General features: G+C 69.2%; 24 protein-coding genes. 18 read left to right on the top strand and 6 right to left on the bottom strand.

What is annotated here, in order from left to right:
* Positions 1-37: 37 nt before the first annotated feature.
* The 11 genes from H0B54_RS10960 to H0B54_RS11010 all read left to right on the top strand — a co-directional run bounded on the left by H0B54_RS10960 (position 38) and on the right by H0B54_RS11010 (position 12,376).
* Positions 38-514, top strand: coding sequence for a hypothetical protein (locus tag H0B54_RS10960; protein WP_188260322.1), 477 nt, complete (start codon positions 38-40; stop codon positions 512-514).
* Between the two features lie 79 nt (positions 515-593).
* The gene (locus H0B54_RS10965) at positions 594-1,445 is read left to right on the top strand and encodes a hypothetical protein (protein WP_188260323.1); all 852 of its coding nucleotides are present in this window, start codon (positions 594-596) and stop codon (positions 1,443-1,445) included.
* Complete coding sequence (locus tag H0B54_RS10970; RefSeq protein WP_246472464.1) at positions 1,387-2,079, top strand: hypothetical protein; 693 nt, start codon at positions 1,387-1,389, stop codon at positions 2,077-2,079. The genes H0B54_RS10965 and H0B54_RS10970 overlap by 59 nt, the downstream gene beginning before the upstream one ends.
* 291 nt (positions 2,080-2,370) lie before the next feature.
* Positions 2,371-3,111 (top strand): beta-ketoacyl-ACP reductase, encoded by a 741-nt coding sequence (phbB, locus tag H0B54_RS10975; protein ID WP_188260324.1) that lies wholly within the window; start codon positions 2,371-2,373, stop codon positions 3,109-3,111.
* A gap of 470 nt (positions 3,112-3,581) precedes the next feature.
* Positions 3,582-4,670: an acyltransferase family protein gene (locus tag H0B54_RS10980; protein ID WP_246472465.1), complete on the top strand. Its 1,089-nt coding sequence runs from the start codon at positions 3,582-3,584 to the stop codon at positions 4,668-4,670.
* 57 nt (positions 4,671-4,727) lie between these two features.
* Complete coding sequence (locus tag H0B54_RS10985) at positions 4,728-5,927, top strand: lipid II:glycine glycyltransferase FemX (protein ID WP_188260326.1); 1,200 nt, start codon at positions 4,728-4,730, stop codon at positions 5,925-5,927.
* A 49-nt stretch (positions 5,928-5,976) separates the two neighbouring features.
* Complete coding sequence (locus H0B54_RS10990; protein WP_188260327.1) at positions 5,977-7,017, top strand: SIS domain-containing protein; 1,041 nt, start codon at positions 5,977-5,979, stop codon at positions 7,015-7,017.
* A 139-nt stretch (positions 7,018-7,156) separates the two neighbouring features.
* A complete protein-coding gene (locus H0B54_RS10995) occupies positions 7,157-8,368 on the top strand; it encodes a hypothetical protein (protein WP_188260328.1) in 1,212 nt (403 codons plus the stop codon).
* The gene (locus H0B54_RS11000) at positions 8,365-9,042 is read left to right on the top strand and encodes a GDSL-type esterase/lipase family protein (RefSeq protein ID WP_188260329.1); all 678 of its coding nucleotides are present in this window, start codon (positions 8,365-8,367) and stop codon (positions 9,040-9,042) included. The genes H0B54_RS10995 and H0B54_RS11000 overlap by 4 nt, the downstream gene beginning before the upstream one ends.
* 58 nt (positions 9,043-9,100) lie before the next feature.
* Positions 9,101-10,246, top strand: a complete 1,146-nt coding sequence (locus H0B54_RS11005; RefSeq protein WP_188260330.1) for a THUMP domain-containing class I SAM-dependent RNA methyltransferase — start codon at positions 9,101-9,103, stop codon at positions 10,244-10,246.
* A 27-nt stretch (positions 10,247-10,273) separates the two neighbouring features.
* On the top strand, positions 10,274-12,376 hold the full coding sequence (locus tag H0B54_RS11010) for a molybdopterin-containing oxidoreductase family protein (RefSeq protein WP_188260331.1): 2,103 nt from the start codon (positions 10,274-10,276) through the stop codon (positions 12,374-12,376).
* Between the two features lie 11 nt (positions 12,377-12,387).
* On the opposite strand, the gene H0B54_RS11015 is transcribed toward H0B54_RS11010, so the two are convergent.
* From H0B54_RS11015 to H0B54_RS11025, 3 genes are all read right to left on the bottom strand, one after another.
* Positions 12,388-13,122 (bottom strand): proteasome-type protease, encoded by a 735-nt coding sequence (locus H0B54_RS11015; protein WP_188260332.1) that lies wholly within the window; start codon positions 13,120-13,122, stop codon positions 12,388-12,390.
* Between the two features lie 150 nt (positions 13,123-13,272).
* Complete coding sequence (locus tag H0B54_RS11020; protein WP_172428473.1) at positions 13,273-13,440, bottom strand: hypothetical protein; 168 nt, start codon at positions 13,438-13,440, stop codon at positions 13,273-13,275.
* 581 nt (positions 13,441-14,021) lie between these two features.
* Positions 14,022-14,756 carry a GntR family transcriptional regulator gene (locus tag H0B54_RS11025; protein WP_246472466.1) on the bottom strand — a complete coding sequence of 245 codons (735 nt, stop codon included), beginning with the start codon at positions 14,754-14,756 and terminating at the stop codon, positions 14,022-14,024.
* Positions 14,757-14,980: 224 nt separating this feature from the next.
* Between H0B54_RS11025 and H0B54_RS11030 the strand changes: the two genes are divergently transcribed.
* From H0B54_RS11030 to H0B54_RS11060, 7 genes are all read left to right on the top strand, one after another.
* On the top strand, positions 14,981-15,994 hold the full coding sequence (locus H0B54_RS11030; RefSeq protein ID WP_188260333.1) for an ABC transporter substrate-binding protein: 1,014 nt from the start codon (positions 14,981-14,983) through the stop codon (positions 15,992-15,994).
* 52 nt (positions 15,995-16,046) lie between these two features.
* On the top strand, positions 16,047-16,853 hold the full coding sequence (locus H0B54_RS11035) for an ABC transporter permease (protein ID WP_040136228.1): 807 nt from the start codon (positions 16,047-16,049) through the stop codon (positions 16,851-16,853).
* A 3-nt stretch (positions 16,854-16,856) separates the two neighbouring features.
* Positions 16,857-17,639, top strand: coding sequence for an ABC transporter ATP-binding protein (locus H0B54_RS11040; protein ID WP_149649003.1), 783 nt, complete (start codon positions 16,857-16,859; stop codon positions 17,637-17,639).
* Positions 17,636-18,967 (top strand): amidohydrolase family protein, encoded by a 1,332-nt coding sequence (locus tag H0B54_RS11045; RefSeq protein ID WP_188260334.1) that lies wholly within the window; start codon positions 17,636-17,638, stop codon positions 18,965-18,967. The genes H0B54_RS11040 and H0B54_RS11045 overlap by 4 nt, the downstream gene beginning before the upstream one ends.
* Positions 18,968-18,984: 17 nt before the next feature.
* Entirely contained in the window at positions 18,985-19,716 is a 732-nt protein-coding gene (locus tag H0B54_RS11050; protein ID WP_188260335.1) for a maleate cis-trans isomerase family protein, read from the top strand.
* A 218-nt stretch (positions 19,717-19,934) separates the two neighbouring features.
* Entirely contained in the window at positions 19,935-21,371 is a 1,437-nt protein-coding gene (hydA, locus tag H0B54_RS11055) for a dihydropyrimidinase (protein WP_188260336.1), read from the top strand.
* Between the two features lie 31 nt (positions 21,372-21,402).
* A complete protein-coding gene (locus H0B54_RS11060; protein ID WP_188260337.1) occupies positions 21,403-22,815 on the top strand; it encodes an amidase family protein in 1,413 nt (470 codons plus the stop codon).
* A 10-nt stretch (positions 22,816-22,825) separates the two neighbouring features.
* Here H0B54_RS11060 and H0B54_RS11065 read toward each other — a convergent pair whose 3' ends face one another.
* From H0B54_RS11065 to H0B54_RS11075, 3 genes are read right to left on the bottom strand one after another with little or no spacing between them, the layout of a single operon-like run.
* On the bottom strand, positions 22,826-23,641 hold the full coding sequence (locus tag H0B54_RS11065) for a GDSL-type esterase/lipase family protein (RefSeq protein ID WP_188260338.1): 816 nt from the start codon (positions 23,639-23,641) through the stop codon (positions 22,826-22,828).
* The gene (locus H0B54_RS11070) at positions 23,638-24,399 is read right to left on the bottom strand and encodes an SGNH/GDSL hydrolase family protein (RefSeq protein WP_188260339.1); all 762 of its coding nucleotides are present in this window, start codon (positions 24,397-24,399) and stop codon (positions 23,638-23,640) included. The genes H0B54_RS11065 and H0B54_RS11070 overlap by 4 nt, the downstream gene beginning before the upstream one ends.
* On the bottom strand, positions 24,396-25,577 hold the full coding sequence (locus tag H0B54_RS11075; protein WP_211109311.1) for an OpgC family protein: 1,182 nt from the start codon (positions 25,575-25,577) through the stop codon (positions 24,396-24,398). The genes H0B54_RS11070 and H0B54_RS11075 overlap by 4 nt, the downstream gene beginning before the upstream one ends.
* Positions 25,578-25,591 lie beyond the last annotated feature (14 nt).

A 25,591-nucleotide genomic window follows, 5' to 3' on the forward strand; every position in this document is an offset into this window, starting at 1 on the left:
GTCAATGTTGCGCCATCCGTCTCCAAAAGGTGCTGCCATGTCCGATACCGCCGTCGCCGATTCCGCCGCCATCCAGTCGCCGGCCCAGCTGCCGGCCGTCCAGTCGCCGGCGGCGCCGTCCGCCCCCCCGCCGAGCGGCGCCGCCGTCATCCAGAACGAGCAGGGCAAGGCGAACTCCCTGCTGAACACCATCGCGGACAAGCTGGACCGGCTGGTCACGCTGACGGTGGTGACGGCGATCGCCGACATCGACGTGGTTCAGGACGATCCCAATCAGGTCGGCTTCACCTGCCGTCCGAAGGCCGGCACAACCATCGAGGCGTTCCAGACCCAGGTCAATCTGGTCACCGGCGACATCGAGAACCTGATCAGCCGCGATTTCGCGACCAACACCGCCTACCACAGCCTGACCGAGTTCCATCTCGCCCAGGTGACCAAGAGCAGCGACATCGTCAGCACCAACCTGAAGGCGATCCGCGATCTGGCCGTCCAGATCTCCGGCCGCCCGGGCTGACCCGCACCCGGGCCGGCGGGGGGCCGTTCCCTCCCCCGCCGCCACCGCCGACGCCCTTCCCAACCCAGCACGGTGGCCAATGTCCCAGTTCGTCGATCTGGCGCGCAACCTTCTCGCGCTCGAAATCAACACCGTGCTGAAAACCGGCATCTCGGCGGAGAAGATGCCGCTGGCCGGGGACGCGCTGATCGATCTGGCGCAGGAATACTATGTCTTCCTGTGCGAGCAGCTGGACACCTTCGGCAGCCGCGAGGCGTCGATCCTCGCCCCCTGGGCCGACCGGATATCGGAAACCTTCCATTGGGGGCTGGCGCCCTTCGCACCGCCGTCCGACGCCGCCCGGCCCGACCGCTACGACCCGTTCTTCTTCAGCCGCGACCTGCCGGGCAACGATCCCGCCCGTGGCACCACGTTGAAGGTCTTCGACGACCTGCGCGAGGTGGCGAGCTGGCTGCGCGAGATGACCGACCGCACCCTTGACGCCGCCCGGCAGCCTGGCGCCGCCGCCGAGGTGGTGTCCGCCGCGGCGATGATCGACCGGGACGCGCCGCCGATCCTGATGCGCATCCAGCGCAACTCCGACCAGATCAACGATGTGTTGCGGCGGCGCGGGCTGGACAGCGTCAGCTATCTGCGCGGCATGGACGAAGAGGTCCGCCGCATGCCGGCGCTGAAGACCGCGGATGTGGTGACCATCCGCAAGGCGTGGGACGTGGGGACCGAGCTGGTGGTCATGCAGTCCACGATCCAGATCGACGGCGATGTGGTCACCCGCCTGCTGAAGGGCCGGGACAACGCCGGCAGCAGCGTCATGATCGGCGTCCACAAGGACGCGGTGGACGTCTCGTTCCGCTATTGGAGCTTCCTGATCGATGCGTTGGGGCGGTTCGCCGGGAAAGCCGTCAACACCCTGGTGGGAGACACGGGGTAGCCCGCTGCGCCGGCGCCTTCTGAGCGATCTGCCGCACGGCTTCGTCTGGCGACGCGACGCCCTGGCCGAGATGGCCGGGCGGATGCGTCGGGGCAAGGCCGGCCTGATCCCGCGGCGCGGGCATGGCATCGCGCTTGCCCTTCAGTTCTTCGCCCAAGGCGGGCGGACGATCGGCCTGCGCGTGCCGGTGGCCTCGCCATCGCCCGGCAGCAGCGGCCTGCGCACCGTCCCGGTCCGCGTGTCGATCCAGCCCGACGGCGACGTGCTGGTCGCCCTGCCCCGCGCCGAGGTCGAGGACGGACGGTTCGACGCCGCATCCGCGGCGCGACTGACCGCGCAACTGCGCCGGCTGGTGGGGCGGGTCACCACGACGAACCCGCTGTGGGAGATCGACGCGCTTCAGGCGCTGGGGGAAGCCGTCACCGCCGTGGCCGGGCTGTGCAGCGGCACCGTCCTGCTGTGGAACGGGTTCGAGCAGATGACCGCCGGCCAATGGGCGCACAGCGGCGCGACGCTCGTCCTGCTGGCCGCGCCGGCCGCGCTGGCGAAGCTGCGGCCCTGGCTTTTGGGAGCGGTGGCGCCCAAGCTGTTCCCGCTCGCGCTCAAGGCCGGCGAACAAATCGTGCGGATTTGAGCCGAATCCGGCTGGGTACCCCGTTTGGTGCGGTGCAGTAAGGGTCTGAAAATTCATTTCTTATTGACATTCCTGTGAAAAATCGCCTCTGCACGCATCTGCGATGTTGCAGCGCATTGGCCCGGAGCCGGACTTGTTCTATGTTATGCCTGCCGCCGCGGTTGATGGGCACCCCACCGGGACCATTGGCACGACAGCATCCGTAACAAGAAGCAACCCCTTTGCTTCTGCGGTTCACCAGCGGGCTTGCCTCACCAGGAGCTGGCCGTTTCTATTACTGGAGCGATTGTAATGTCTCAGAAGATCGCGCTCGTCACCGGTGCCATGGGTGGTCTCGGCACCGCCATCTGCCAAGCCCTGGCCAAGGACGGTTGCATCGTGGCGGCGAACTGCCTGCCGAACTTCGAGCCGGCCGCGGCCTGGCTGGGCCAGCAGGAAGCCCTCGGCTTCAAGTTCTACGTGGCGGAAGGCGACGTTTCCGACTTCGAAAGCTGCAAGGCGATGGTCGCCAAGATCGAGGCCGACCTGGGTCCGGTGGACATCCTGGTGAACAACGCCGGCATCACCCGCGACAAGTTCTTCGCCAAGATGGACAAGGCCCAGTGGGAGGCGGTCATCGCCACCAACCTGAGCAGCCTGTTCAACGTCACCCAGCAGGTTTCCCCGAAGATGGCCGAGCGCGGCTGGGGCCGCATCATCAACATCTCCTCGGTGAACGGCGTGAAGGGCCAGGCCGGCCAGACCAACTACTCCGCCGCCAAGGCCGGCGTGATCGGCTTCACCAAGGCGCTGGCCGCCGAACTGGCGACCAAGGGCGTCACCGTCAACGCCATCGCCCCGGGCTACATCGGCACCGAGATGGTCATGGCGATCCGCGAGGACATCCGCCAGGGGATCATCGACACCGTTCCGATGAAGCGCCTGGGCCGTCCGGACGAGATCGGCGGCGCGGTGTCCTACCTCGCCTCGGAAATCGCCGGCTACATCACCGGCTCGACCCTGAACATCAACGGCGGCCTGCACTACCAGTAAACCACTGGCAGCAAGTCACTGGCGGCAAGTCGCCCAGCCGGCGATCACACGGCCCGTCCCCGGTCTTAAAACCGGGGACGGGCCGTTTGCCATTCGCTCCCCGTAATATCCCTTCACGGTAAAACGCCCGGGGCCGGGCGGACCGTTCGCGCCAGACACCTCCCCATTGTGCCATGGCTTCGGCACCGGACGGTCATCTGAACAGTATACTCCCGCAGATTTCCTGTTGAATCCGTTCGGGCCCCTGTATCCGCGCCCTCCAGCGAGTATGCTCCCCAGCAGCACGCAAGTTGCGTCCCGAGGCCGCACCGCGCTCGTCTTCCGGAATCAACAGACGTCGAGAACCTGCACATGGGCACTCCCCATGCAGGAAGGGAGGAATCGTGCCTGAAACGCCGATAAAGCACACTCTGCCGGGGGGCGGGCATGCCCGTCACAGGTCCGGGGCCGATTACGTCTATGGGATCGACATGGTGCGGTTCGCCGCGGCTTTGCTGGTCACCGGCTTTCACCTGACCTGGCGCGACCCCGCCGTCGCCGACGTCATGTGGTCCGGCTGGGCCGGGGTGCAGGTCTTCTTCGTGGTGTCGGGCTTCGTCATCGCCAATTCGGCCAACAACGCCACCCCGATCGCCTTCATCCGGTCGCGTCTGCTGCGACTTTATCCGGCGGCCTGGGTCTGCTCCATCCTGTGCCTCGTCGCCCTTGTGCTCATGCCCGGTCCCGATCCCGATCTGGCGCGGCGCTTCATCGCCTCCTTCACGCTGGCGCCCGCCGGCCCCTACGTCGCGTCGGCCTATTGGACGCTGCCGGTCGAGATCGCCTTCTACGGCGCGGTCTTCCTGCTGCTGTTCAGCGGTAATTTCCACCGGCTGCCGCTGTTCGCCCTGGCGCTGACCGCCGCCAGTTCGGCCTATCTCGGCGTCTACAGCCTGCACGTCTTCGGCGTCGTCAACCTGCCGTTCCTGGAGTTCGAGTACGGCATGCTGAACATGACGCTGCTGCGCCACGGCGTGTTCTTCGCGCTGGGGATCTTCCTGTGGCTGTGGTCGCGCGGCAAGCTGACCCGGACGGGCATGGCCGCCGCCCTGCTGGCCCTGATCGCCGCGCCGCTGGAGATCACCGCCCGCTCGGTGGAGTTCGTGGAGCGCTCGCCCGTCCCGCTGAACCTCGCCGATCTGTGGATGAACCCGCTGCTGATCTGGGGCGTGTCGCTTCTCGCCATCGTCGCCTCGGCGCGCTGGCGGGCGGAGATCGCCACGCTGCCGCCGTCCATCCTGTCCCTGCTGCGTGTGGTCGGGCTCGCCACCTACCCGCTCTACCTGCTGCACGAGGTGATCGGCGGCTCGGCCAAGGCGCTGGCGATGCAGGCCGGGGCCTCCTCCATGGCCGGGGCGGTGACGGGCGGCGCCCTGTCCATCGCCGTTGCCCTGCTGGTCGCCGCGGTCCTGGAACCGGCGGTGCGCGACCGGCTGCGCCGTCTGCTCGACATTCCGCAGGCCGCCTTCTCGGCCCGCCCCGCCTTCAGCACCCTCTACCGCTCCGGCGGAACCGTCTGACCGTTACCGAACACTTCCACAAAAAACGATCGCCGTGAACTCCAGGGGAGAAACTGAATGTACACCGACGCGCTTGGCGGCGATGTCCTGTGCCCCGCGTCCTCCATCGAGATCGACCGGGTCGACCGCAGCGGCTGGTACGCCATCCTCGATGGCTTCGACGACGCCAACATCTTCCAGACATGGGATTATGGCCGCATCGCCCATGCCGGGCGCGAGCTGAGCCACCTCGTCGTGCGGCGCGACGGGCGCCCGGTGGCTGCGGTCCAGGTGCTGCTGCGCCGCGTGCCGGGCATCGGCGGCCTGGCGCTGGTCATGTGGGGGCCGATGTGGCATCCGCGCGGCCAGGGGCCGGACCACGCCGCCCTGATGACCGCGCTGCACGCGCTGAAGGCGGAATACACCGACCGGCGCGGCCTGCTGCTGCGCCTGCTGCCCCATGTCTCTCAGGCGGACGGGGGAGCGGTCACGGAGGCCCTGGCCTCGCTGGGGATGCAGTTCCGGGAGGAGAAGGCTCCCTACCGCACCTTCATCACCGACCTGACCGCGGACGAGGCGGGCCTGCGCTCCAACCTGTCCCACCACTGGCGGCGCGGGCTGAACAAGGCCGAGCGGATGGGGATCGAGGTCGTTGAAGGCTCCCACGCCGAACTGCTGGAAACCATCGACGACATCTTCGTCGAGACGCAGCGCCGCAAGGGCTTCAAGGCGTACGACAGCCGCACCTTCACCCGGATCAACGAGGCGCTGCCGCCGCGGCGGAAGATGCGCGCCTTCCTCGCCATGCACGAGGGGCGGCCGGTGGCCGGGGTCGTCGTGTCGCTGTTCGGAACCACCGGGCAGATGCAGAACTCCGCCACGCTGGAGGCCGGTCTGCGGGTCAACGCCGCCTATCTGCTGCAATGGCGGGCGCTCCTGTGGATCAAGGCGAACGGCGGACTGCGCTACGACCTGCACGGGGTGAATGCCCAGACCAACCCCGGCGTCTACCAGTTCAAGCGCGGACTCGCCGGCAAACATCCGGTCGAGACGGTCCATCTCGGCACCTTCGAGACGCCCGGTCCCCTGCCCAGCCGCCTGCTGGTCCAGAGTGGCGAATCGATGCGCATCCACGCCGACCGCTGGAAGACCCAGGCCGGCGCCATGGTGAACCGGCTGCGCAACTGGAAGCCACCCCAGGCCGAGCCCACCCCGGCGGAGGAGATGGACCCCGCCGCCGCCGCCGTGCTGGCGAAGGCCCCGACCGGCCCGGCGTGAGGTTGGCCGGAAGACCGTGTTATGATCGGCCTGGAACGGAGGCCGACCCATGACCAGCACTCCCCTGATGATGCAGGAGGCCGCAGCCGCCCCCGCGGCGGTGCGGCGCCTGCTGGACTCCGGCGCCGAGGCGGTGGCCGCCCTCGCCGACCGTCTGCGGGCCGTGCCGCCGCCCTTCGCGATGACCATCGCGCGGGGCAGCAGCGACCACGCCGCCGGCTACGCCCGCTACCTGTTCGAGACGGCGCTGGGGCTGGTCACCGCCTCGGCGGCGCCCTCGGTGCTCACGGCCTACGGCGCCGACCTGCGGGTGAAGGACGCCTTCGTTCTGGCCATCTCGCAATCGGGCCAGAGCCCCGACCTGCTGCGCGTCGCGGAAGCGGCGCGGGCCGGCGGCGCTCTGACCGCCGCGCTGGTCAACGTCGGGGACTCGCCGCTGGCGGAGCGGGTCGTCCATCCCCTGCCGCTCCACGCCGGGCCGGAACTGAGCGTCGCCGCGACCAAGAGCTTCGTCGCCAGCCTCGCCGCCATCGCTAGGCTGACCGCCGTCTGGACAGGCGACGAAGCGCTTCTCGACGCCCTTCCCCGGCTGCCCCAGAGGCTGGAACGGGCCGGTGCTGCGGACTGGTCGGCGGCGCAGCCCGTGCTGGAGGGCGTGTCCAGCCTGCTCATCGTCGCGCGGGGCCGCAGCTACCCCATCGCCCAGGAAATGGCGCTGAAGTTCAAGGAGACCGCCGCCGCCCACGCCGAACCCTTCAGCGCGGCGGAGGTGATGCACGGCCCGATGGCGCTGGTCGAGCCGGGCTTCCCCGTGCTGGTCGTCGCGGTGCGGGACGAGACGCTGGACGGCGTGCTCGACACCGCCCGCGCGTTGCAGCGGGCCGGCGCCCATCTGCTGGTCGCCTCATCCGAGGAGCGGGCGCTCGATCTGGCCGACACCCCCCTGCCCCTGCCGCCGCCGCTGCATCCGGTGCTGGACCCCATCGCGGCGATCCAAGGCTTTTACCCCTTCATGGCCCGGCTGGCGGTGGCGCGCGGCTTCGACCCGGACCGGCCCCGCCATCTGCGCAAGGTCACCCGGACAGTCTGAACGGCCGGACAGTCTGAACGGATTGCCTCGAATTCGCGGTGATCATTTCGGCGCCGCCGCCACCGCCCGTTGACGCAGCCCGACCGGCTCGCGCTAGGCTTGTCGAAACCACGGCCTGGCAGTGAGACGGGACAAGAGCATGACCATCGGCATCGGTGCGGACGACCTTCTGCGGTTCGAGAGTCTCGGCGACAATTGCGAGTTCGGCTTCGTCCTGCGCCGGTTGTCCTGCGAGGCGGGGAGCCTGTTCCGCTGGGCCTCCATGAAGCCCGACCAGCTTCTGGCCAAGCTGCGCGCCAATTTCGAAGGCATGTACCGGTTCGAGAACCTGTCGCCGCTGCGCACCGGCATGGTGCTGGATTCCGCCTACGGCATCGGCTGGCACAGCGACATGAAGTCCGACATGAGCGGCGGGCGGCTGCTTTTCTGCGACGACGAGGCGACGCGGCGCGCCCTGCACCGCCGGGAAACGCGCAAGATCCAGTATCTCCAGGCCAAGTTCACCGCGCGGACGGCGATGGGCGGGGTGATCTTCGTCGTGAAGTCAAACCCAGGCATCGCCCCCGCGACCATCGACGGCCTCTACGAGGCGCTGACCGCCCTGGCGGGCCACGACGACTTCGCCCTGCTGGAGGTGCAGGCGACGGACGACCCCGCCCGGATCGGCAACGTGGACTGGCAGCGGCCCGGCCTGATGCGCGGCTACGTCACCCGCTTCGCCCCCTATCATCGGGCGGACGACATCGACGCCGCGGCGTGGTTCTCCATCGTCCAGGGAGCGCTGCGCCTGTTCCCCTGCCACGACTGGGCGCAACGCCACGCCGCCCTGCGCATCGGCACGCCGGACGCGCTGGTTCAGCTCCGCTTCCCCTTCGCTCCGGATCAGGACATGAGCAAGCCCATCGCGGGCGACCTGCGCGCCGGAACCGCCCGCCTGCTGAACGGCAACAGCTGGTGCCGCCCCTATGAGGGCCTGTTCCGCCTGCACGGCCCCGATCCGGAGCGGCCCGGCACCACGCTGCGCTGGACGGGGGTGCATGCGCCCGGCGCCTTCCATCTCGGTGCCACCCTGCGCTGCCCCTTGCGGGACTCCGTCCCGCTCCGCGTCGCCGTGACCATCGCCGCGGAGGACGGCGCGACGCTGGCCGAGGAGCGGTTCGAGGTGCATCCCGGCCGGACCACCGACCTCGTGCTCGACGCCCCCGCGCCGAAGGGTCCGCTGACCGTCGCGCTGACCGTGAACGCCCTGCGCGCTCTGGCCGAGGGGGAGCGCGCCGTGCTGGACCTCTCGCCGCCCGCCCTGCATCCGGAGCAGGTCCCGGCCGTCGCCCTGCCGGCGAAGGCGGCGTGAGTCGGATCACCCGAGCGGGTTGGGCCGGGGTCGCCGCACTGCTGGCGTTCCTGTCCATTCCGGCGCAGGGCGAGACGACCATCGGGCCGCGCACGCAGCCTCCCTACCCGGACTGGCTGACCAAGCGCATGGAGACGCTGCGGCGGCAGGACCCGAAGGCGATGCTGCTGGGGGATTCCCTGATCGCCGGCTGGCCGCCCGACCTCTCCCGCCGGCTGTTCGACGCGGAGCCGATGAATTTCGGGGCCGGGGGCGACACGACGGGAAACCTGCTGTGGCGGGTGCGGCACTCCTTCGGGCCGGGCATGGGGCTGGAGTCCGCGCTGGTCCTGGTCGGGACGAACGACCTGCCGAACCGCTCCGCGGCGGAGATCGCCGGCACCATCGGGACCATCGCGGCGGAGGTGAAGCGAACCGCTCCCGGCGCCTGCGTCATGCTGCTCACCCTGCTGCCGCGGCGCGACGGCAACGCCGCCTTCGCCGAACGCATTATGGACGTGAACCGGCGGCTGACCGCTCTCGCCGGCCCCGGCCTGCGCGTGGTGGACGCGAGCACCCCGCTGCGCGACGCCTGCCCTGCGGAGGGCGCCTGCCCGCTCTACAAGGACCCGGTGCATCTCACCCGCGCCGGCTATGAGCGTCTGACCACCGCCATCGGCAAGGCCGGTTGTTAAGGGGGCCGGTTGCTAGAAAGATGTCGAAGACGGCGGGGCTTCGGGATATCTAGGGGCCATGACCAGCGACACCGCCGCCGCCGCCGACCGTACCGGCACCGATTTCGAGATCTTCATCGTCACCGCGCCGGGCCTGGAAGCCGTGCTCTGCGACGAGGTGAAGGCCAAGGGCTTCCGCGACGCCACCGCCATCAAGGGCGGTGTCACCGTCCGCGGCGGCTGGCCGGAGGTCTGGCGGGCGAACCTGGAACTGCGCGGAGCGACCCGCGTGCTGGCGCGCGTCGCCTCCTTCCGCGCCTTCCACCTCGCCCAGCTCGACAAACGGGCGCGCCGGGTGCCCTGGGCCGAGTTCCTGCGCCCCGACGTGCCGGTCCGCGTCGAGGCGTCCTGCAAGGGCTCGCGCATCTACCACGCCGGGGCGACCGCCCAGCGCATCGAGCGCGCCATCACCGAGGAACTGGGCGCTCCGATCTCCGCGGAGGCCGAGGTTTCCATCAAGGCCCGCATCGACGACGACCTCTGCACCATCAGCGTCGACGCCTCGGGCGAGTCCCTGCACAAGCGCGGCCACAAGGAGGAGATCCACAAGGCGCCGCTGCGCGAAACGTTGGCCGCCCTGTTCCTGCGCCATTGCGGCTTCGACGGCAGCGAGCCGGTGGTCGATCCGATGTGCGGGTCCGGCACCTTCGTCATCGAAGCCGCGGAGATCGCCGCGGGCCTGCATCCCGGACGCAGCCGCCGCTTCGCCTTCGAACAGCTCGCCTCCTTCGACGACGCGGCGTGGCAGACGATGCGCACGGCGGGCGGCACGGGCGCCGCGCCCACTGTCCGTTTCTATGGCAGCGACCGCGATGGCGGAGCCGTTGCCATGAGCCGCGCCAACGCCGAGCGCGCGGGCGTCGCCGCCCTGACGGACTTCCAGAAGCACGCGGTCAGCGACCTGATGCCGCCGGAAGGGCCGCCGGGCCTCGTCATCGTCAACCCGCCCTACGGCGCGCGGATCGGCGAGAAGAAGCCGCTGTTCGCCCTTTACGGCGCGCTGGGCCAGACGTTGCTGTCGCGCTTTTCCGGCTGGCGGGTCGGCCTCGTCACCAACGAGGCGTCGCTCGCCCAGGCGACCGGCCTGCCCTTCCAACCGTCCGGCCCGTCGGTGTCGCACGGCGGCCTGCGCGTGACGCTGCACAGCACCGCCGCCCTTCCCTGACCCCCTCCCGCACCCATCTGTAGAACCATGTCCAACCGCACCGCTCCCCGCCTGCAAGCCTCGGCCTGCCCGCACGATTGCCCGTCCACCTGCGCGCTGGAGGTCGAGGTGCTGGACGAGCGCCGCATCGGGCGCATCCGCGGGGCGGCCGACAACAGCTACACCGCCGGGGTGATCTGCGCGAAGGTCGCCCGCTACGCCGAGCGGGTGCACCATCCCGACCGGCTGACCCGGCCGCTGCGCCGCACCGGCCCCAAGGGCTCCGGCCAGTTCGCGCCGATCTCCTGGGACGAGGCGCTGGACATCGTCGCCGACCGGTTCCTGGAGGCCGAGCGGCAACACGGGCCGGAGACGGTGTGGCCCTACTACTACGCGGGCACCATGGGGCTGGTGCAGCGCGACGGCATCAACCGGCTGCGCCACGCCCGGCGCTGGTCGGGCTTCTTCGCCACCATCTGCACCAACCCGGCCTGGGCCGGCTGGCTGGCCGGCGCCGGCAAGCTGGCCGGGGCCGACCCGCGCGAGATGGCCAAGTCCGACCTCGTGGTGATCTGGGGCACCAACGCCGTCTCCACCCAGGTCAACGTGATGACCCACGCGGTCCGAGCCCGCAAGGAGCGCGGGGCCAAGATCGCCGTGGTCGACGTCTACCGCACCCCGACCATGGAGCAGGCGGACATACCCCTGCTGATCCGTCCAGGCAGCGACGGGGCACTGGCCTGCGCGGTGATGCATGTGCTGTTCCGCGACGGGCTGGCCGACCGCGCCTATCTCGCCAGCCACGCCGACGACCCCGCCGGGCTGGAGGCACATCTCGCCAGCCGGACGCCGGAATGGGCTGAGGCCATCACCGGCCTGCCGGCGGCGGAGATCGAGGCCTTCGCCCGGCTGGTCGGACAGACGCCGCGCAGCTACTTCCGGCTGGGCTACGGCTTCACCCGCTCGCGCAACGGGGCGGTGAACATGCACGCCGCCTCCTGCATCCCGGTGGTCAGTGGCGCCTGGAAAGTCGAGGGCGGTGGGGCCTTCCACTCCAACAGCGGCATCTACGGCTGGAACAAGACGCTGATCGAGGGGTTGGACCTGCGCGACCCGACCGTGCGCATGCTCGACCAGTCGCGCATCGGCCCGATCCTGGAGGGTGACCCGGACGCGCTGGCCGGCGGCCCGCCGGTGACGGCGCTGCTGATCCAGAACACCAACCCGGTGACCATCGCCCCCGATCAGGCGCGCGTGCGGCGCGGCTTCGCCCGCGACGACCTGTTCGTCTGCGTGCACGAGCAGTTCATGACCGAGACGGCGCGCATGGCCGACATCGTGCTGCCCGCCACCATGTTCCTGGAACACGACGACCTCTATCAGGCCGGCGGCAACCAGCACATCCTGCTCGGGCCCAAGCTGGTCGATCCCCCCGGCGACTGCCGGCCCAACCACGCCGTCATCGGCGAACTGGCGCGGCGGCTGGGCAGCGACTCCCACCCCGGCTTCGGCATGACCGAGCGGGAGCTGATCGACGCCACGCTGCGCGCGTCCGGCCACGGCACGCTGGAGGCGCTGGAGACCGCGCGTTTCCTCGACGTGCAGCCGGATTTCGAGACGGCGCATTTCGTGAAGGGCTTCCGCTGGCCAGACGGCAAGTTCCGCCTGAAGCCGGACTGGCCGACGGTGCCCTACGCCGCCCCGTCCACCTTCGGCCCCGTCGATTCCATGCCGACCTTCCCCGACCATTGGGCGGTGACCGAGGAGGCGGACGCCGAGCATCCCTTCCGGCTGGTCACCGCGCCGGCCCGCAACTTCCTGAACAGCAGCTTCACCGAGACCCCGACCTCCGCTGGGCGGGAGCGCCGCCCGAGCCTGATGCTGCACCCCGACGACGCGGCGGCGCTGGGCATCGCGGAGGGCGACCGGGTGGAGGCCGCCAACGGACGTGGCGCGGTGCTCCTGCACGCGCGGCTGTTCGACGGGGTGCGACCCGGCGTGGTCATCGCCGAATCCATCTGGCCCAACGCCGCGCACGAGGGCGGGCGCGGGATCAACAGCCTGACCGGCGCCGACCCGGTGGCGCCCTTCGGCGGGGCCGCCTTCCACGACAACCATGTGCGGGTGCGCAAGGCGGACGCCGCCGCTTAATCAGTCCAGTCTCAATCGGCCCACTTGGGCGGCGGCAGGGAGCGGAAGGCCTCGCGGAGCGCCTGTGACCAGCCGTCGCTGATCTCCTTGAAGCAGGGATCGTCCTCACCGATCCGCCGCCGCGTCTCCAATTTCAGCGAATCGCGGCGGTAGGCCATCAGGTCGAGCGGCAACCCGACCGTCAGGTTGGAGCGCAGCGTGCTGTCCATGGAGATCAGCACCAGCTTCATCCCCTCCTCAAGCGGCGTGTTGTGGGTCAACGCCCGGTCGAGGATCGGTTTGCCGTACTTGTGCTCCCCGATCTGGAAGAAGGCGTTGTCGGCGGTCGCCTCGATGAAGTTGCCGGCGGCGTAGACGTGGAACAGCCGCACCCGGTCGCCTCGGATCTGACCGCCGAGGATGATCGACAGGTCGAAATCCACCCGCTGCTCCTTCAGCGCGTGGCCGTCCCGCTTCCACACCTGACGAACGGCGGCGCCGACGAGCTGGGCCGCCTGGAACATGCCGTTCACGCTGGAGATGGTCCGGACCTCGCCGTCCAGTTCCACCCCCTCCTGGATCAGCGCGACCACCGACTGGGTCAGCGACAGGTTCCCGGCGGTCATCAAGGCGATCATGCGGTCGCCCGGCTCTTCGAAGACATGCATCTTGCTGAAGATGGAGATGTGGTCCACCCCCGCGTTGGTGCGCGTGTCCGACAGCATCACCAAGCCGTCCTTGAGATACAGGGCGACGCAGTAGGTCATGGTCCGTCCTCTCGTCCCAGCGGAAGCCGGACCGCCCACACGAAAAGGGGCGACCGACCGGCCGCCCCAGTGTATGCCGAAAAAACCAGTAAGCCGCAAACCCGTCGCACGGACCGGGACATCATGTCCCGCCTCCGCGCGACGTGGAGGTCAGCGCTGCTGACCGCCCTTCTCGTCCCGATCAAGGTCCATGTCCTGCTGCCGCCGGTTTGCCTGGTCCTGCCCCTGCTGCCGGTTCTTCGGATTGTCCTGAGTCTGCTGCCCCTGTTTCCGCTCGTCCTGGCTGCCCATCTGGTTCGGGTTCCGTTCGTCGGCCATGGTGCTTCCTCCGCATTGTCGGTTCCGATGCCCGGCGGGCATGACGTGAACCAAGAAGGCGATGGTACGCGCTGCGATCGGCCTGATCCTACGTTTGCAGTCGATCATGTCCCGATTCGCTTGGAGCCTGCGGGCCGCGCCGCAAGGTCATAGGCTGAAAAATATACTCCTCCGGCCGCCATGCCCATTGACATCATGCGGGTACGTATGGTCTATCTTTCGTAGCGCTGCGAACAGCGTCAGGCCGGAGTCTAGGGAGGACTCGGTAGTCCGTGAAAGCAGGGGCGCGCCGCACAAAAACAAAGGCGCGCACACAATGCAACACGCTGCATGCCTCAAGCCCCAGCACCCCCGCAGGGCTTTGACGGCGGCAGCGTGTTTCACTTTCAGGGTCGTGCTTTCCACCAGACATTGCGGTTTTTTTGCTGCGGCGCATTGGGACAACGGCTGCCCGGCGCGCAAAGAAAAAGGCCGCCAGGATTGCTCCGGCGGCCTGAGTCTAGGGAGGAAACGCCCGAAAAGGCGTCAGTGGAACTAATATATTCTGCAGTGCAGCATAATTCAAGCCTTAATCGAACGAATCATTCCACGTCCATCGGCTCGGCATCGGTGACCGCCCCGCCCTCTTGAACCGACGGCTGGCGCAAGGCCTGAATGACCGCGACCGCGGTGCGGCGGCTGTGATCGGCCAGCAAGGCGCCGGCCTCCTCGGCATCACGGCGGCGGAACGCCTTCATGAAGCCCTCATGCTCGTCCACGGACTCCTGCCAGCGGCCGGTGTCGTAATTGGCGAGCGAGCGGGCGCGCAGGATCTTGGCGGCGAAGCCTGCATAGGTCGCGTCCAGCGCCGGGTTGCGGGCCATGGCGACGATCTGGGTGTGGATCTGCCGGTTGGTCAGGAAGTAGGCCGCGCGCTCCCCCGCCTCGTGCTGGGTAACGAGCTGGTCGTGCATCCGGTCGAGCTTCGCGAACTCTGCGTCCGAGCCGTTGCGGCAGGCGAGCGTCCCGGCCAGCCGCTCCAGCGCATCCATCACCTCGAAGATCGCGCCGATCTCGCCGGGGTCCACCGGAGCAACGATGGCGCCGCGGTGCGGGCGAAGCTCCACCAGCCCTTCCGACGACAGGACCCGCAGCGCCTCGCGCAGCGGCGTGCGGGAGATCCCCAACTGCTCGCACAGCTGCACCTCCGGCACGCGGACGCCGGGCGGCAGCTCCCCGTCCAGGATCATCGCCCGCAGTTCCTCCACCGCGGAATGATGCAGCGTCGCGCGGCGGATCGGCCGGGCCGGCGCCTTCATGGTCTTGATCCTGTCCATCCTGACCCACCACCCCCGAAAGTGCTTCATAATTCGGCATGCATACCGAAATGGTGCGTCATGCCCAAAATTAAGGCAGCCTCGCTCCCGTGCGGCCACCCGCCGTTACTATGCCCTAAACGGCTGAAAGTAGCCAATAAATTGGCGGTTATAATATTGTATACAATCTGGCACGGACCTTGCGAAAGGTTCAGGGACGCAACCGCATCGGGAGCACTCCTTTCATGACGTTCCGGTCCCTCACCCTGACGACCGTCACCGCCGCCTTCCTCGCCCTCTCCGCCGCTGCCACCGCCCAGGCGGCCGACGCGGAGAAGCTGAAGCTGGGCTTCGCCAAATGCGCCCATTGCCTGCCGATGGCGCTGACCCCGGAACTCGCCAAGGGCGTGGAGATCGAAGCGATCAACTTCAACTCCGGCAACGACGTGCTGACCGCGCTGGTGTCGAAGAGCATCGACATGGCCCAAGTCACCTACCTGCACTACATCACGGCGCTCGATAAGGGCTTCGACGTGGTGGCCGTATCCGGTCAGGTGAACGGTGGGTCGGAGATCGTCGTCGGCAAGGGCATCACCCTGAAGGCCGATGATTGGGACGGGCTGAAAAAGCTGATCGCCGAGCGCAAGGAAAAGGGCGAGCCGCTGCGCGTCGCGGCGTCCCGCGGCAACGCGCAGGACATCCACATGCGCGGCGCCCTCCAGAAGCACGGCATCAACGTCAACAAGGACGTGCAGTTCATCAACATCCCGAACCCGTCCGACCACGCCGCCGCCCTCCAGCGCGGCGAGGTCGACGTGATCTGCACGGTGGAGCCCTTCGCCTCGCAGATCCGCCAGACCGGCGTCGGCACGCATTTCGCCCTGCCCTATGATCAAGCCGCCGGCAACCTGACCAACCTGATCGTCACCCGCTCCGACGTCATCAAGGACCACCCGAAGGCGGTCGAGGCCACCGTCGGCTCGGTCGTCGCCCTGGTCGACAAGCTGAAGTCCGACCAGACCGTGTGGGTGGACGTCATCAACAAATACACCGGCATGGACAAGGCCGTCGCCAGCGAGGCGCTGAAGAACGCCTCCCCGGATTATGCCATCCACAAGGACAGCACGCTGGCCATCGCCACGATGATGCGCGAGCTGAAGTACATCTCCAACGACGTCACCGCCGCCGCGGAGAAGAACCTGAATTACACCTTCCTCGAAGCCGTCACCAAGAAGCCGAAGAGCGAGCTGGGCTTCTAAGAGCGCCTTTTACATCACGATTGTTTTTTTGACGGGACAGGGAAACCGGGCCATGACGGCATTGTCGAAATCATGGGAGCGCGCCGTCGTTCCCCTCTTCATCCTTGCCGCCTGGGAGGTGTTCTCCCGGTCCGGCTTCCTGCCGGCGGCCCTGCTGCCGGCCCCGTCGGTGGTGCTGCACACCTGGGGCGACTGGATCTTCGGCTTCGACGAGACCTCGCAGGGCAACACCGGCCGCTGGTTCGCCGACGCCCTGTCCAGCGCCACGCGCGTCGCCGCCGGCTACGGCATCGCGGTGGTCAGCGGCGTGCTGCTGGGCATCGCCATCGGCTGGTGGCGCTGGGTCGAGCGGACGGTGGAGCCGACCATCCAGATGCTGCGCCCGGTGCCGCCGGTGTCGTGGATTCCGCTGGCGATCATCTGGTTCGGCATCGCCAACAAGCCGGCCATCTTCCTGGTCTTCCTGGGCGCCTTCTTCCCGATCCTGATGAACACCATTCACGGGGTGAAGACCGCCGACCGCAACCTGATCCGCGCCGCCTCGATGATGGGCGCCACGGAACAGCAGTTGCTGCGCCACGTCGTTTTCCCGGCGGCGCTGCCCAGCATCTTCGCCGGCCTGCGCATCGGCATCGGCGCCGCCTGGATGCTGACCGTGACGGCGGAAATGGTCGCGGTGAAGAGCGGCCTCGGCTACGTGCTGTGGGACAGCTACTACTTCCTGCGCTACGACCTCGTGCTCGCCGCCATGGCCAGCATCGGCCTGCTCGGCTACGCGACCGACGCGCTCATCAAAGTCCTGATGTCCGCCGCGCTGCACTGGCAGCACGGCTCCACGCTCCAGAGCCGGGAGGGCTGAGCGATGGCTTCCATCGACCTTCAGAACATCACCAAGATCTTCCGCGACGCCAAGCGCAAGCGCGACCTGCTGGCCATCGATAACGTCAGCCTGTCGGTGGAGAAGAACGAGTTTCTCTGCCTGCTCGGCTCGTCGGGCTGCGGCAAGTCCACGCTGCTGAACATGATCGCCGGCTTCGAGAAGCCGACCGAGGGCACCGTGACGGTGGGCGGCAAGCCGGTGGACGGCCCCGGCGCCGACCGCGGCATGGTCTTCCAGCAGGCCAACCTGATGCCCTGGCTGCCGGTGTGGGAGAACGTCGCCTTCCACCTGCGCCTGAAGGGCTGGCGCAAGGCCGACCGGCGCGACGCCGCCCAGGAATACATCGACATGGTCGGCCTGCGCGGCTTCGAGAACCATTTCCCGGCGGAGCTGTCGGGCGGCATGAGCCAGCGCGTCGGCATCGCCCGCGCCCTGCTGCTCAACCCGCAGGTCATCCTGATGGACGAGCCCTTCGCGGCGCTCGACGCCCAGACCAAGATGGACATGCAGGAGGAGCTGGTCGCCATCTGGCAAAAGCAGCGCTGCACCGTCGTCTTCGTCACCCACAGCGTGGACGAGGCGCTGGTGCTGGGCACCCGCGTCGCCGTGATGACCAGCCGTCCGGGCCGCATCCGCGAGCTGATCGCGCTCGATCTGCCGCGCCCGCGCGACACCACCGGCCCACGCTTCAACGACCACAAGCGCCACATCCTCAACCTGATCCGTGAGGAGGGCATGCAGCAACGGCAGGCCGCCGTCGCGTGACCGGCCGGCTCGATCTGCTGCTGACCGGCATCACCGCCCTGACCGGGGAGGCGATCGGCAGCGTCGTGGACGACGCCGCCATCGGCATCCGCGACGGGCGCATCGTCCATCTCGCCCCGGCATCGGAGGGGCTTCCCGCCGCCGTCGAGGTCCGCCACCTGCCGGGGCGGGTGGTCACGCCGGGCTTCGTCAACGCGCATCTGCACGCCGTCCTGGTGATGGTGCGCGGCGTGGCCGCCGATCTCGGCTTCGCGCCCTCCTACACGCCGGGCGTGCCCAAGGGCACCGACGCCACGCCGGAGGAAGCCCGCGCGTTGGCCCGGCTGGGCGCGGTGGAGGCCCTGCTGTCCGGCTCCACGCTGATCTGCGACCATTTCGTCCACGCCGACGCGACGCTGGACGCCATCGCCGACCTCGGCCTGCGCGTCCATGCGAGCTGGCGTGTCCACGACGTGGATTTCGCCCGCGTGGCCCAGGGCGAATGGCGCTTCGACCCGGCCATCGGAAGCGACCTGCTGCTGCGGACGCTGGACCTGCATGCCCGCTGGAACGGCGCCAACGGCGGGCGCATCCGCGTGCAGATGGCCGCCCACGCGCCGGACACCTGCTCCCCCGCCTTCCTGCGCACCTTGGCGGACGAGGCTGCGGCGCGCTCCATGCGCGTGAACACCCATCTGGCGCAGAGCCGGGTGGAGGTGGAGCGGGTGAAGACCTCCACCGGCCTGACCCCGGCGGAACTGCTGGACGAGTGCGGGCTGATGAACGACCGGCTGCTCGCCACCCACTGTCTCTATGTGGAGGACGCCGACATCGCCCGCCTCGCCCGCGCCGGGGCGCACGCGGTGCATGTGCCGAAGTGCAACGCCGCCTCGGGCCGGCTCGCGCCGACGCCGAAGCTGAAGGATGCCGGCGTGAACCTCGCGCTGTGCACCGACACGCAGCACGGCGACATGGTGGAGGCGATGCGCTGGGCGCTCGCCACCGCGCGCATCCAGCAGGGCGGGGTCACCGCCGCCTGGCAGCCCGCCGACGTCTTCCGCATGGCGACGCTGGGCGGCGCACAGGCGGTCGGCATGGCCGACGAGATCGGCACGCTGGCCGTGGGGAAGCTGGCCGACCTCGTGGTCTTCGACGCCCGACGCCCGCATCTGCGCCCGCTGATGAACCCGCTCGGCACGCTCGTCCACACCGCGCAGGGCCGCGACGTGGAGATGGTGCTGGTGGACGGCGAAACGCTGGTCGAGGACGGGCGCCCCGTCCGCGCCGACCTGAACGAGATCTGCACCGAGGCCGACAAGGCCGCCCGCGCGCTGTGGGCGCGCGCCTGACCGAGAGAACCATGGATATGAGCAACCGCGTCCTTCTGGGCATGCTGACCCCCTCCTCCAACACGGTGCTGGAGCCCGTCACCTCCGCGATGCTGAGCGGCCTGCCGGAGGTGACCGCCCATTTCGGGCGCTTCACGGTGAAGGAGATTTCCCTGCGCGCCGCGGCGCTGGACCAGTTCACCGACGCGCCCTTCCTGGACGCCGCCCGGCTGCTCGCCGACGCCCGGCTGAACGTGATCGGCTGGAACGGCACCTCGGCCGGCTGGCTGGGCTTCGCGGCCGACGAGAAGCTGTGCGCCTCCATCGAAGCGGAGACGGGCATTCCCGCCTGCACCTCCATGCTCGCTCTGAACGAGATTTTGGAGACGACCGGGCGCAAGCGCTTCGCCATCGTCAGCCCCTATCTGGACGAGATCCAGGACAAGATGGTCGCCAACTACAACGCCGCCGGCTTCGAGGTGGTGGCGGAGCGGCACCTGAACGATCGCGGCAACTTCTCCTTCTCCGAGGTCACCGAGGAGACCATCGAGCGGATGTGCCTGGAGGTCGCGGAGGCGAAGCCGGAGGCCATCGCCATCATCTGCACCAACATGCGCGGTGCCCCGGTGGCGGAGCGCATGGAGAAGGCGCTGGGCATCCCCGTGTACGACACGGTGTCCACGGTGGTGTGGAAGGCGCTGCGCATGACCGGCGTGGACACCCGCCGCGTCGCGGGCTGGGGCAGCCTGTTCCGCGAGTTGCATGGCTGAAGGCCTGAAAATGCCCTCGCCCCTCCGGGGAGAGGGAGGGGACCCGTCGCGCAAGCGGCGGGGAGGGTGAGGGGGCCGGTGCGCGTGCGCACCGCGAAGGGGCATACTGCCCCTTCGCCATCCCCTGGCATGGGCTTTCGCCCATGCTGCCCCCTCACCCTAACCCTCTCCCCGGAGGGGAGAGGGAACAAACGGGTCATTCAACGTGAGGGTTTGCCATGAACTTCGATCTGGTCATCCGCAACGGCACGGTCGCCACCGCGTCGGACGTGTTCAAGGCCGACGTCGGCGTGCGCGGCGGTCGGATCGCCGCGCTGGGCGAGGGGCTGGCCGCCGGGCGGGAGGAGATTGACGCCGCCGGCCTGCTCGTCCTGCCGGGCGGGGTGGACGGCCACGTCCATTTCGACCAGCCGACCGGCGATGACTCTGTCATGGCCGACGATTTCCTGACCGGCACCCGCTCGGCGGCCTTCGGCGGTACCACGACCGTGCTGCCCTTCGCCTGCCAGGAGAAGGGCAAGACGCTGCGCGCCGCGGTGGACGACTATCACCGCCGGGCCGCCGGAAAGCCGCTGATCGACTACGCCTTCCACCTCATCGTCACCGACCCCACCGAGCAGGTGCTGGGCCAGGAGCTGCCGGCGCTGATCCGCGAGGGCTACACGTCCTTCAAGATCTACATGACCTACGACGCGCTGAAGCTGAACGACCGCCAGATCCTGGAGGTGCTGGACATCGCCCGCGCCGAGGGCGCCATGGTCATGATGCACGCGGAGAACGCCGACTGCATCGCCTGGCTGACCGAGAAGCTGGAGCGCGCCGGCCAGACCGCGCCGTTCTTCCACGGCGTCTCCCGCCCCCGCGTCGCGGAGCGCGAGGCCACCCACCGCGCCATCTCCCTGGCGGAGCTGGTGGACGTGCCGATCCTGATCGTCCACGTCTCCGGCGCCGACGCGGTGGAGCAGATCCGCTGGGCGCAGGGGCGCGGCCTGCGCATCTACGCCGAGACCTGCCCGCAGTACCTGTTCCTGACCGCCGACGACCTGGGCGGTGAGGGGTTCGAGGGCGCCAAGTGCATCTGCTCGCCGCCGCCGCGCGACGCTGCGAACCAAAAGGTGATCTGGGATGGGCTGACCGGCGGCGCCTTCCAGGTCTTCTCCTCCGACCATGCGCCCTTCCGCTTCGACGGGCCGGGCGGCAAGAAGGTCCATGGCGAACAGGCGTCCTTCCGCTGCGTCCCCAACGGCATCCCCGGCGTGGAAACGCGCCTGCCTCTGCTGTTCTCCGAGGGCGTGATGAAGGGCCGGATGGAGCTGACCAAGTTCGTCGAGCTGACCGCCGCCAACCCCGCCCGCATGTACGGCCTGCACCCGCGCAAGGGCACCATCGCGGTGGGGGCGGACGCCGACATCGCCCTGTGGGACCCGTCGCGCACGGTCACCATCACCAACGGCATCCTGCACCACAATGTGGATTACACGCCCTATGAGGGGATCGAGGTCACCGGCTGGCCGGTCGTCACGCTCTCCCGCGGCGACGTGATCTGCCGCGACGGCGCCTTGCTGGCCGAGCCGGGCCGCGGCGAATTCCTGCCCTGCGGCCTGCCCGCCCCGGCGCGACCCAAGGGCTCGCCGGCCCCCGTTCTGCCGTTCTAAACTCGGCCCGCCGCAACCGGAGACCCTGCCCGTGAGCACACCCGACCTGTTCCGCCTCAGCGCCTCCGAGATGGCGGAAGGCGTGCGCAACCGCCGCTTCCGGGCGCGCGACCTCGTGGCGGCGAGCCTGGAGCGCATCGCGGCGCTGGACGGCGGGCTGAAGTCCTTCATCACCGTCGCCCCCGACGCCGCACTCGCCGCCGAGGAGGCCGACCGGCGGGTCGAGGCGGGGGCGCCGCTCGGCCCGCTGCACGGTGTGCCGGTGGGCGTCAAAGATCTGACGCTGACGGCGGGGCTGCGCACCACCTACGGCTCCACCCTCTACGCCGACCTGATCCCCGACACCGACGACCTCAGCGTCGCCCGGCTGAAGGCGGCGGGCGCCATCGTCGTCGGCAAGACCAACACGCCGGAGTTCGGCTTCGGCGCCATCACCGGGAACGAGCTGTGCGGCCCGACCGCCAACCCCTACGACCTCGACAAGACCAGCGGCGGGTCGAGCGGCGGGAGTGCTGTCGCGGTGGCCGCCGGGCTGGTGCCGCTGGCCCAGGGGACCGACTTCGGCGGCTCGGTGCGCACGCCGGCCAGCTTCTGCGGGGTGGTCGGGCTGCGCCCGACGCCGGGACGCATCCCCAGCCCGGGCCGCGCGCTGGCCTGGGACGGGCTGGCGACTCAAGGGTTCCTCGCCCGCGACGTGGCCGACGCCGCGCTGGCTCTGGCAACCGTCAGCGGACCGGACCCGCGCGACCCGACCTCCCTCCCCGTGCCGGAATGGACGGTGCCGGACCTCGACGCCCTCGACCCGATGTCGCTGCGGGTGGCTTGGAGCACGGACCTCGGCTCCGCCCTGATCGACCTCGGGCTGGCCGAGCGGTTCGAGGCGGTGATGCGCGGGCTGGAGGGCCGTTTCGGGGAGTTCGTGGAGGCCACGCCCGACTGCCGGGAGGCCGGCGCCGCCTTCGGCACGCTGCGCGCCGCGCACATCTTCCACACCTACGGCCGGACGCTGGAGCAGGACGGCGACCGGCTGAGCCCGTCGGTCGCCTGGAACATCGCGCGGGGCAAGGGGCTGACCGCCGCCGACTATCTGCGGGCGGAGGCCCAGCGCAGCGCGCTCTACCGCCGCTTCGCCGCCTTCTTCCGCAACCACGACATCCTGATGACGCTGAGCGCCAGCGTGCCGCCCTTCCCCAACGCCCAGGGCGACGTGACGGAGATCAACGGCTTCCGCCTGTCGACCATCATCGATTATCTGGCGATCACCTACACGGTGTCGCTGGTCGGCTTCCCCTGCCTGTCGATTCCCTGCGGCTGGACGGCGGACGGCCTGCCCATCGGCCTGCAACTGATCGCCCGCCCCTACGAGGAGGACCGGCTGCTGCGCTGCGCCCGTTTCCTGGAGCGGGAGTTGGGGTTCCGCCATCGCTGGCCGGAGGGGATGTAACGGCGGCCCCTCACGGACGCCCGGACACCGTCCCCGCGGTCCGCAAATTGAGCGCGTCGTGCAGCGATGCGGCCAGCGTGCGGGCCACGCAGTCGTAGCCGAAGTCGTTCTGGTGGATGCCGTCCGGCCCGACCAGATCGCTCATGGCGGCCTGCCGCGTCTCCACCCACTGGCGCATCACCGCGTAGCGGTGGAACAGGCCCACACCCTCCTCCGCCGCGACGCGGGCGATGCGGGCCTCCATCTCCTCGTGCCGGGGTTTCGCCAGCATGGCCGGGGCGTATTGCAGGTCCATCAGCACGACGTCCAGACCGGCGTCCTTCAGCATCCGCACACCGCTGCGGATCACCTGTTCCGCCGCGTCGGGATCGTCGCCGCGCAGGACGGTGTTGGCCGCCACCTGCCAGATCACCAGATCGGGCGCCTCGTCCAGCACGTCGCGCTGGAATCGCTTCAGCATGTCGGGCCCGGTCTCCCCGTTGGCGCCTTTGTTGAGAACGGTCAGGGCGAGACCAGGGTAGCGCGCCCCCAGATGCTCGGCCAGCCGCGCCGGGTAGCTGTGCTCCGCTTTGCTGGCACCCGCCCCGGCCGTGGAGGAGGAACCGATGGCGACGATGCGCAGCGGCCCACCGGCGGTCAGCGCCCGCGCGCTGCGCGGCAGCGGCCCGGCAAGGTCGGCCGTCTGAACGGACACGGCGCAGGCCGCCCCCTTCACCGGATCGGGCCCGGCCGTCAGGCCGGCGAGGAATGGAGCGAGGGAAAGCAGGGCGGCGGAGAGGACGGCGGCCCTCCGGCCACGGGTCCGGGGGGCGTGGACGCCGATCACGGAGCGGGTCTCCCGGCACGGTCGATCATGGTGGACACGGTGTCGGCCAGGATGCGGCCGAGACAGCGGTGGACGAACTGGTAGGCCTGCAGCTTTTCCTCCTTGGAATCGGGGGTGAAGCCGACGCGGCCGTCCTCGAACCAATGCCGCATCATCTCGAAACGGGGGAAGTGGACCACGTCGCTGTCCTGCGACACCCACTCCATATAGTCCAGGTAGGGCTGGAACGTGATGAGCTGCGCCGTCTGCGGGCTGTACTGCATGTCCATCAGGATCACGTCGGCGCCGCGCCCCTGGGCCGCCGCGATGCCCTGGCCCAGCGCCTCCCCGAAGCTGTCGGGTCCGATGTTCCGCATGGCGTCCGCCGTCCCCACCTGCCAGACCAGCAGGGAGGCGGAGGAGGAGGCCAGTTCCCGGTTCAGGACGGGCAGCATTTCCTGCGCGGTCGCCCCCGGCGCGTTGCGGACGGTCACGCTGACCTTGCGGTCAGGCAGCCGAGCCGCCAGCTCCTTTTCCAGCAATGCCGGATAGGCGGTGTCGGAGCGCGAGCTTGCCGAATTCAGCACCAGAATGGGCAGCGCGCCGCCGTGCCTCAGCCGCTCCCAGGCGCGCGGCAGGGCGCCATCGACGGTGTAGACGGTTTCCGGAACGGCGCAGGGATCGGCGGGCGTCTCCGGCGCCGCGTGAGCGATGCCTGCGGAGATAGGAGCGGTCAGTCCCGCAAGGACGGCCAGGGTCAAGACGGTCGCGCGCGTCATGCGCTCGGGTCCTTGGCAGGGGCCATTGGGGCGGCAGGGGCCAGTGGAGCGGCAGGTGCCGCGGGCGGGGCGGACGCCGGTTGGCGCGGCGGCCGTCCCACGGACTGATACCAGGTCAGCACCCGCGCGGCGGCCACCATCACGGCGATGCCGACGAGTGTGACCGAAAACTGGGCCAAAAGCGAGGCGGACCAGTGGTTCAGCACGGTCTGGCCGGCGAAGGACAGGAAGATGCCGAGGCAGAAGACCTGAAGCGACTGCCGCCCGCACAGGATCACCGGGGCCAGCGCCGGCCAGCGCAGCCACGCGCTGTCGAACCGCGCGATCTGGAGGACGACGTAGGCCAGCGCGCAGAAATGCGCGAGCCGCAACAGGTCGAGGTCGGTCTTGCTGATCGGGTAGAGGATCTCCGCCAGCCACATCGGCATGAGCGCGGCCATCGGCGCGATCTGCCAGGAGGTCACCAGCAGCAGCGAGGCGAACAGATACCCCCCCGCCAGCCACAGCAGCGTCCCCCGGCGCTTCGTCAGCGCCGCCGCCACCTTGGGCAGCCGCTGCATGGTGGCTCCCAGCACGAACAGGAGTTGCCAAGCAAAGGGGTTGAAGAACCAGACGCCCCCGTCCGGATAGGTCGGCAGGTTCCAGTCCAGGACGCGCGCCGCCGCGTAGAGCGTGACCGACCCGGCCAGCAGGGCCAGCGGCCAGCGCCGCAGCACCGGCAGCAGCACAGGGAGGGACAACAGCAGCACGATGTAGAGCGGCAGGATGTCCAGGTTGGCCGGACGGAACTTCAGAGCCAGCGCCTGGACCAGCGACACCGCGGGATCGGCGAAGAATCCGGCGATGCCCATTTCCTCGGTGAACAGCGGGTTGTCGAAGACCCGCGCGGTGTAGGCGACCTGCGCCGTGAAGGCGATGAACAGGAAAAGATAGGCGATGTAGAGCGTCCAGCAGCGGTCCAGCACCTTGGCCGCGGCGAACCGCCAGCCGTGCTGGTCCAGTATTCGGGAATAGACCAGCGCCGACGTGTAACCGGAAATGAAGACGAACACCTCGGTCGCGTCGCTGAGACCGAAGTTGCGCATCGTCACCCAGGCGATCTGGTTGCCCGGAATGTGGTCCACGAAGATGAACCACAGGGCCAGCCCGCGGAAAAAGTCCAATCGAAGATCGCGCATCCCGCCCGACGCCA

The sequence above is a fragment of the Azospirillum tabaci genome, assembly GCF_014596085.1.
Lineage (GTDB): Bacteria > Pseudomonadota > Alphaproteobacteria > Azospirillales > Azospirillaceae > Azospirillum > Azospirillum tabaci.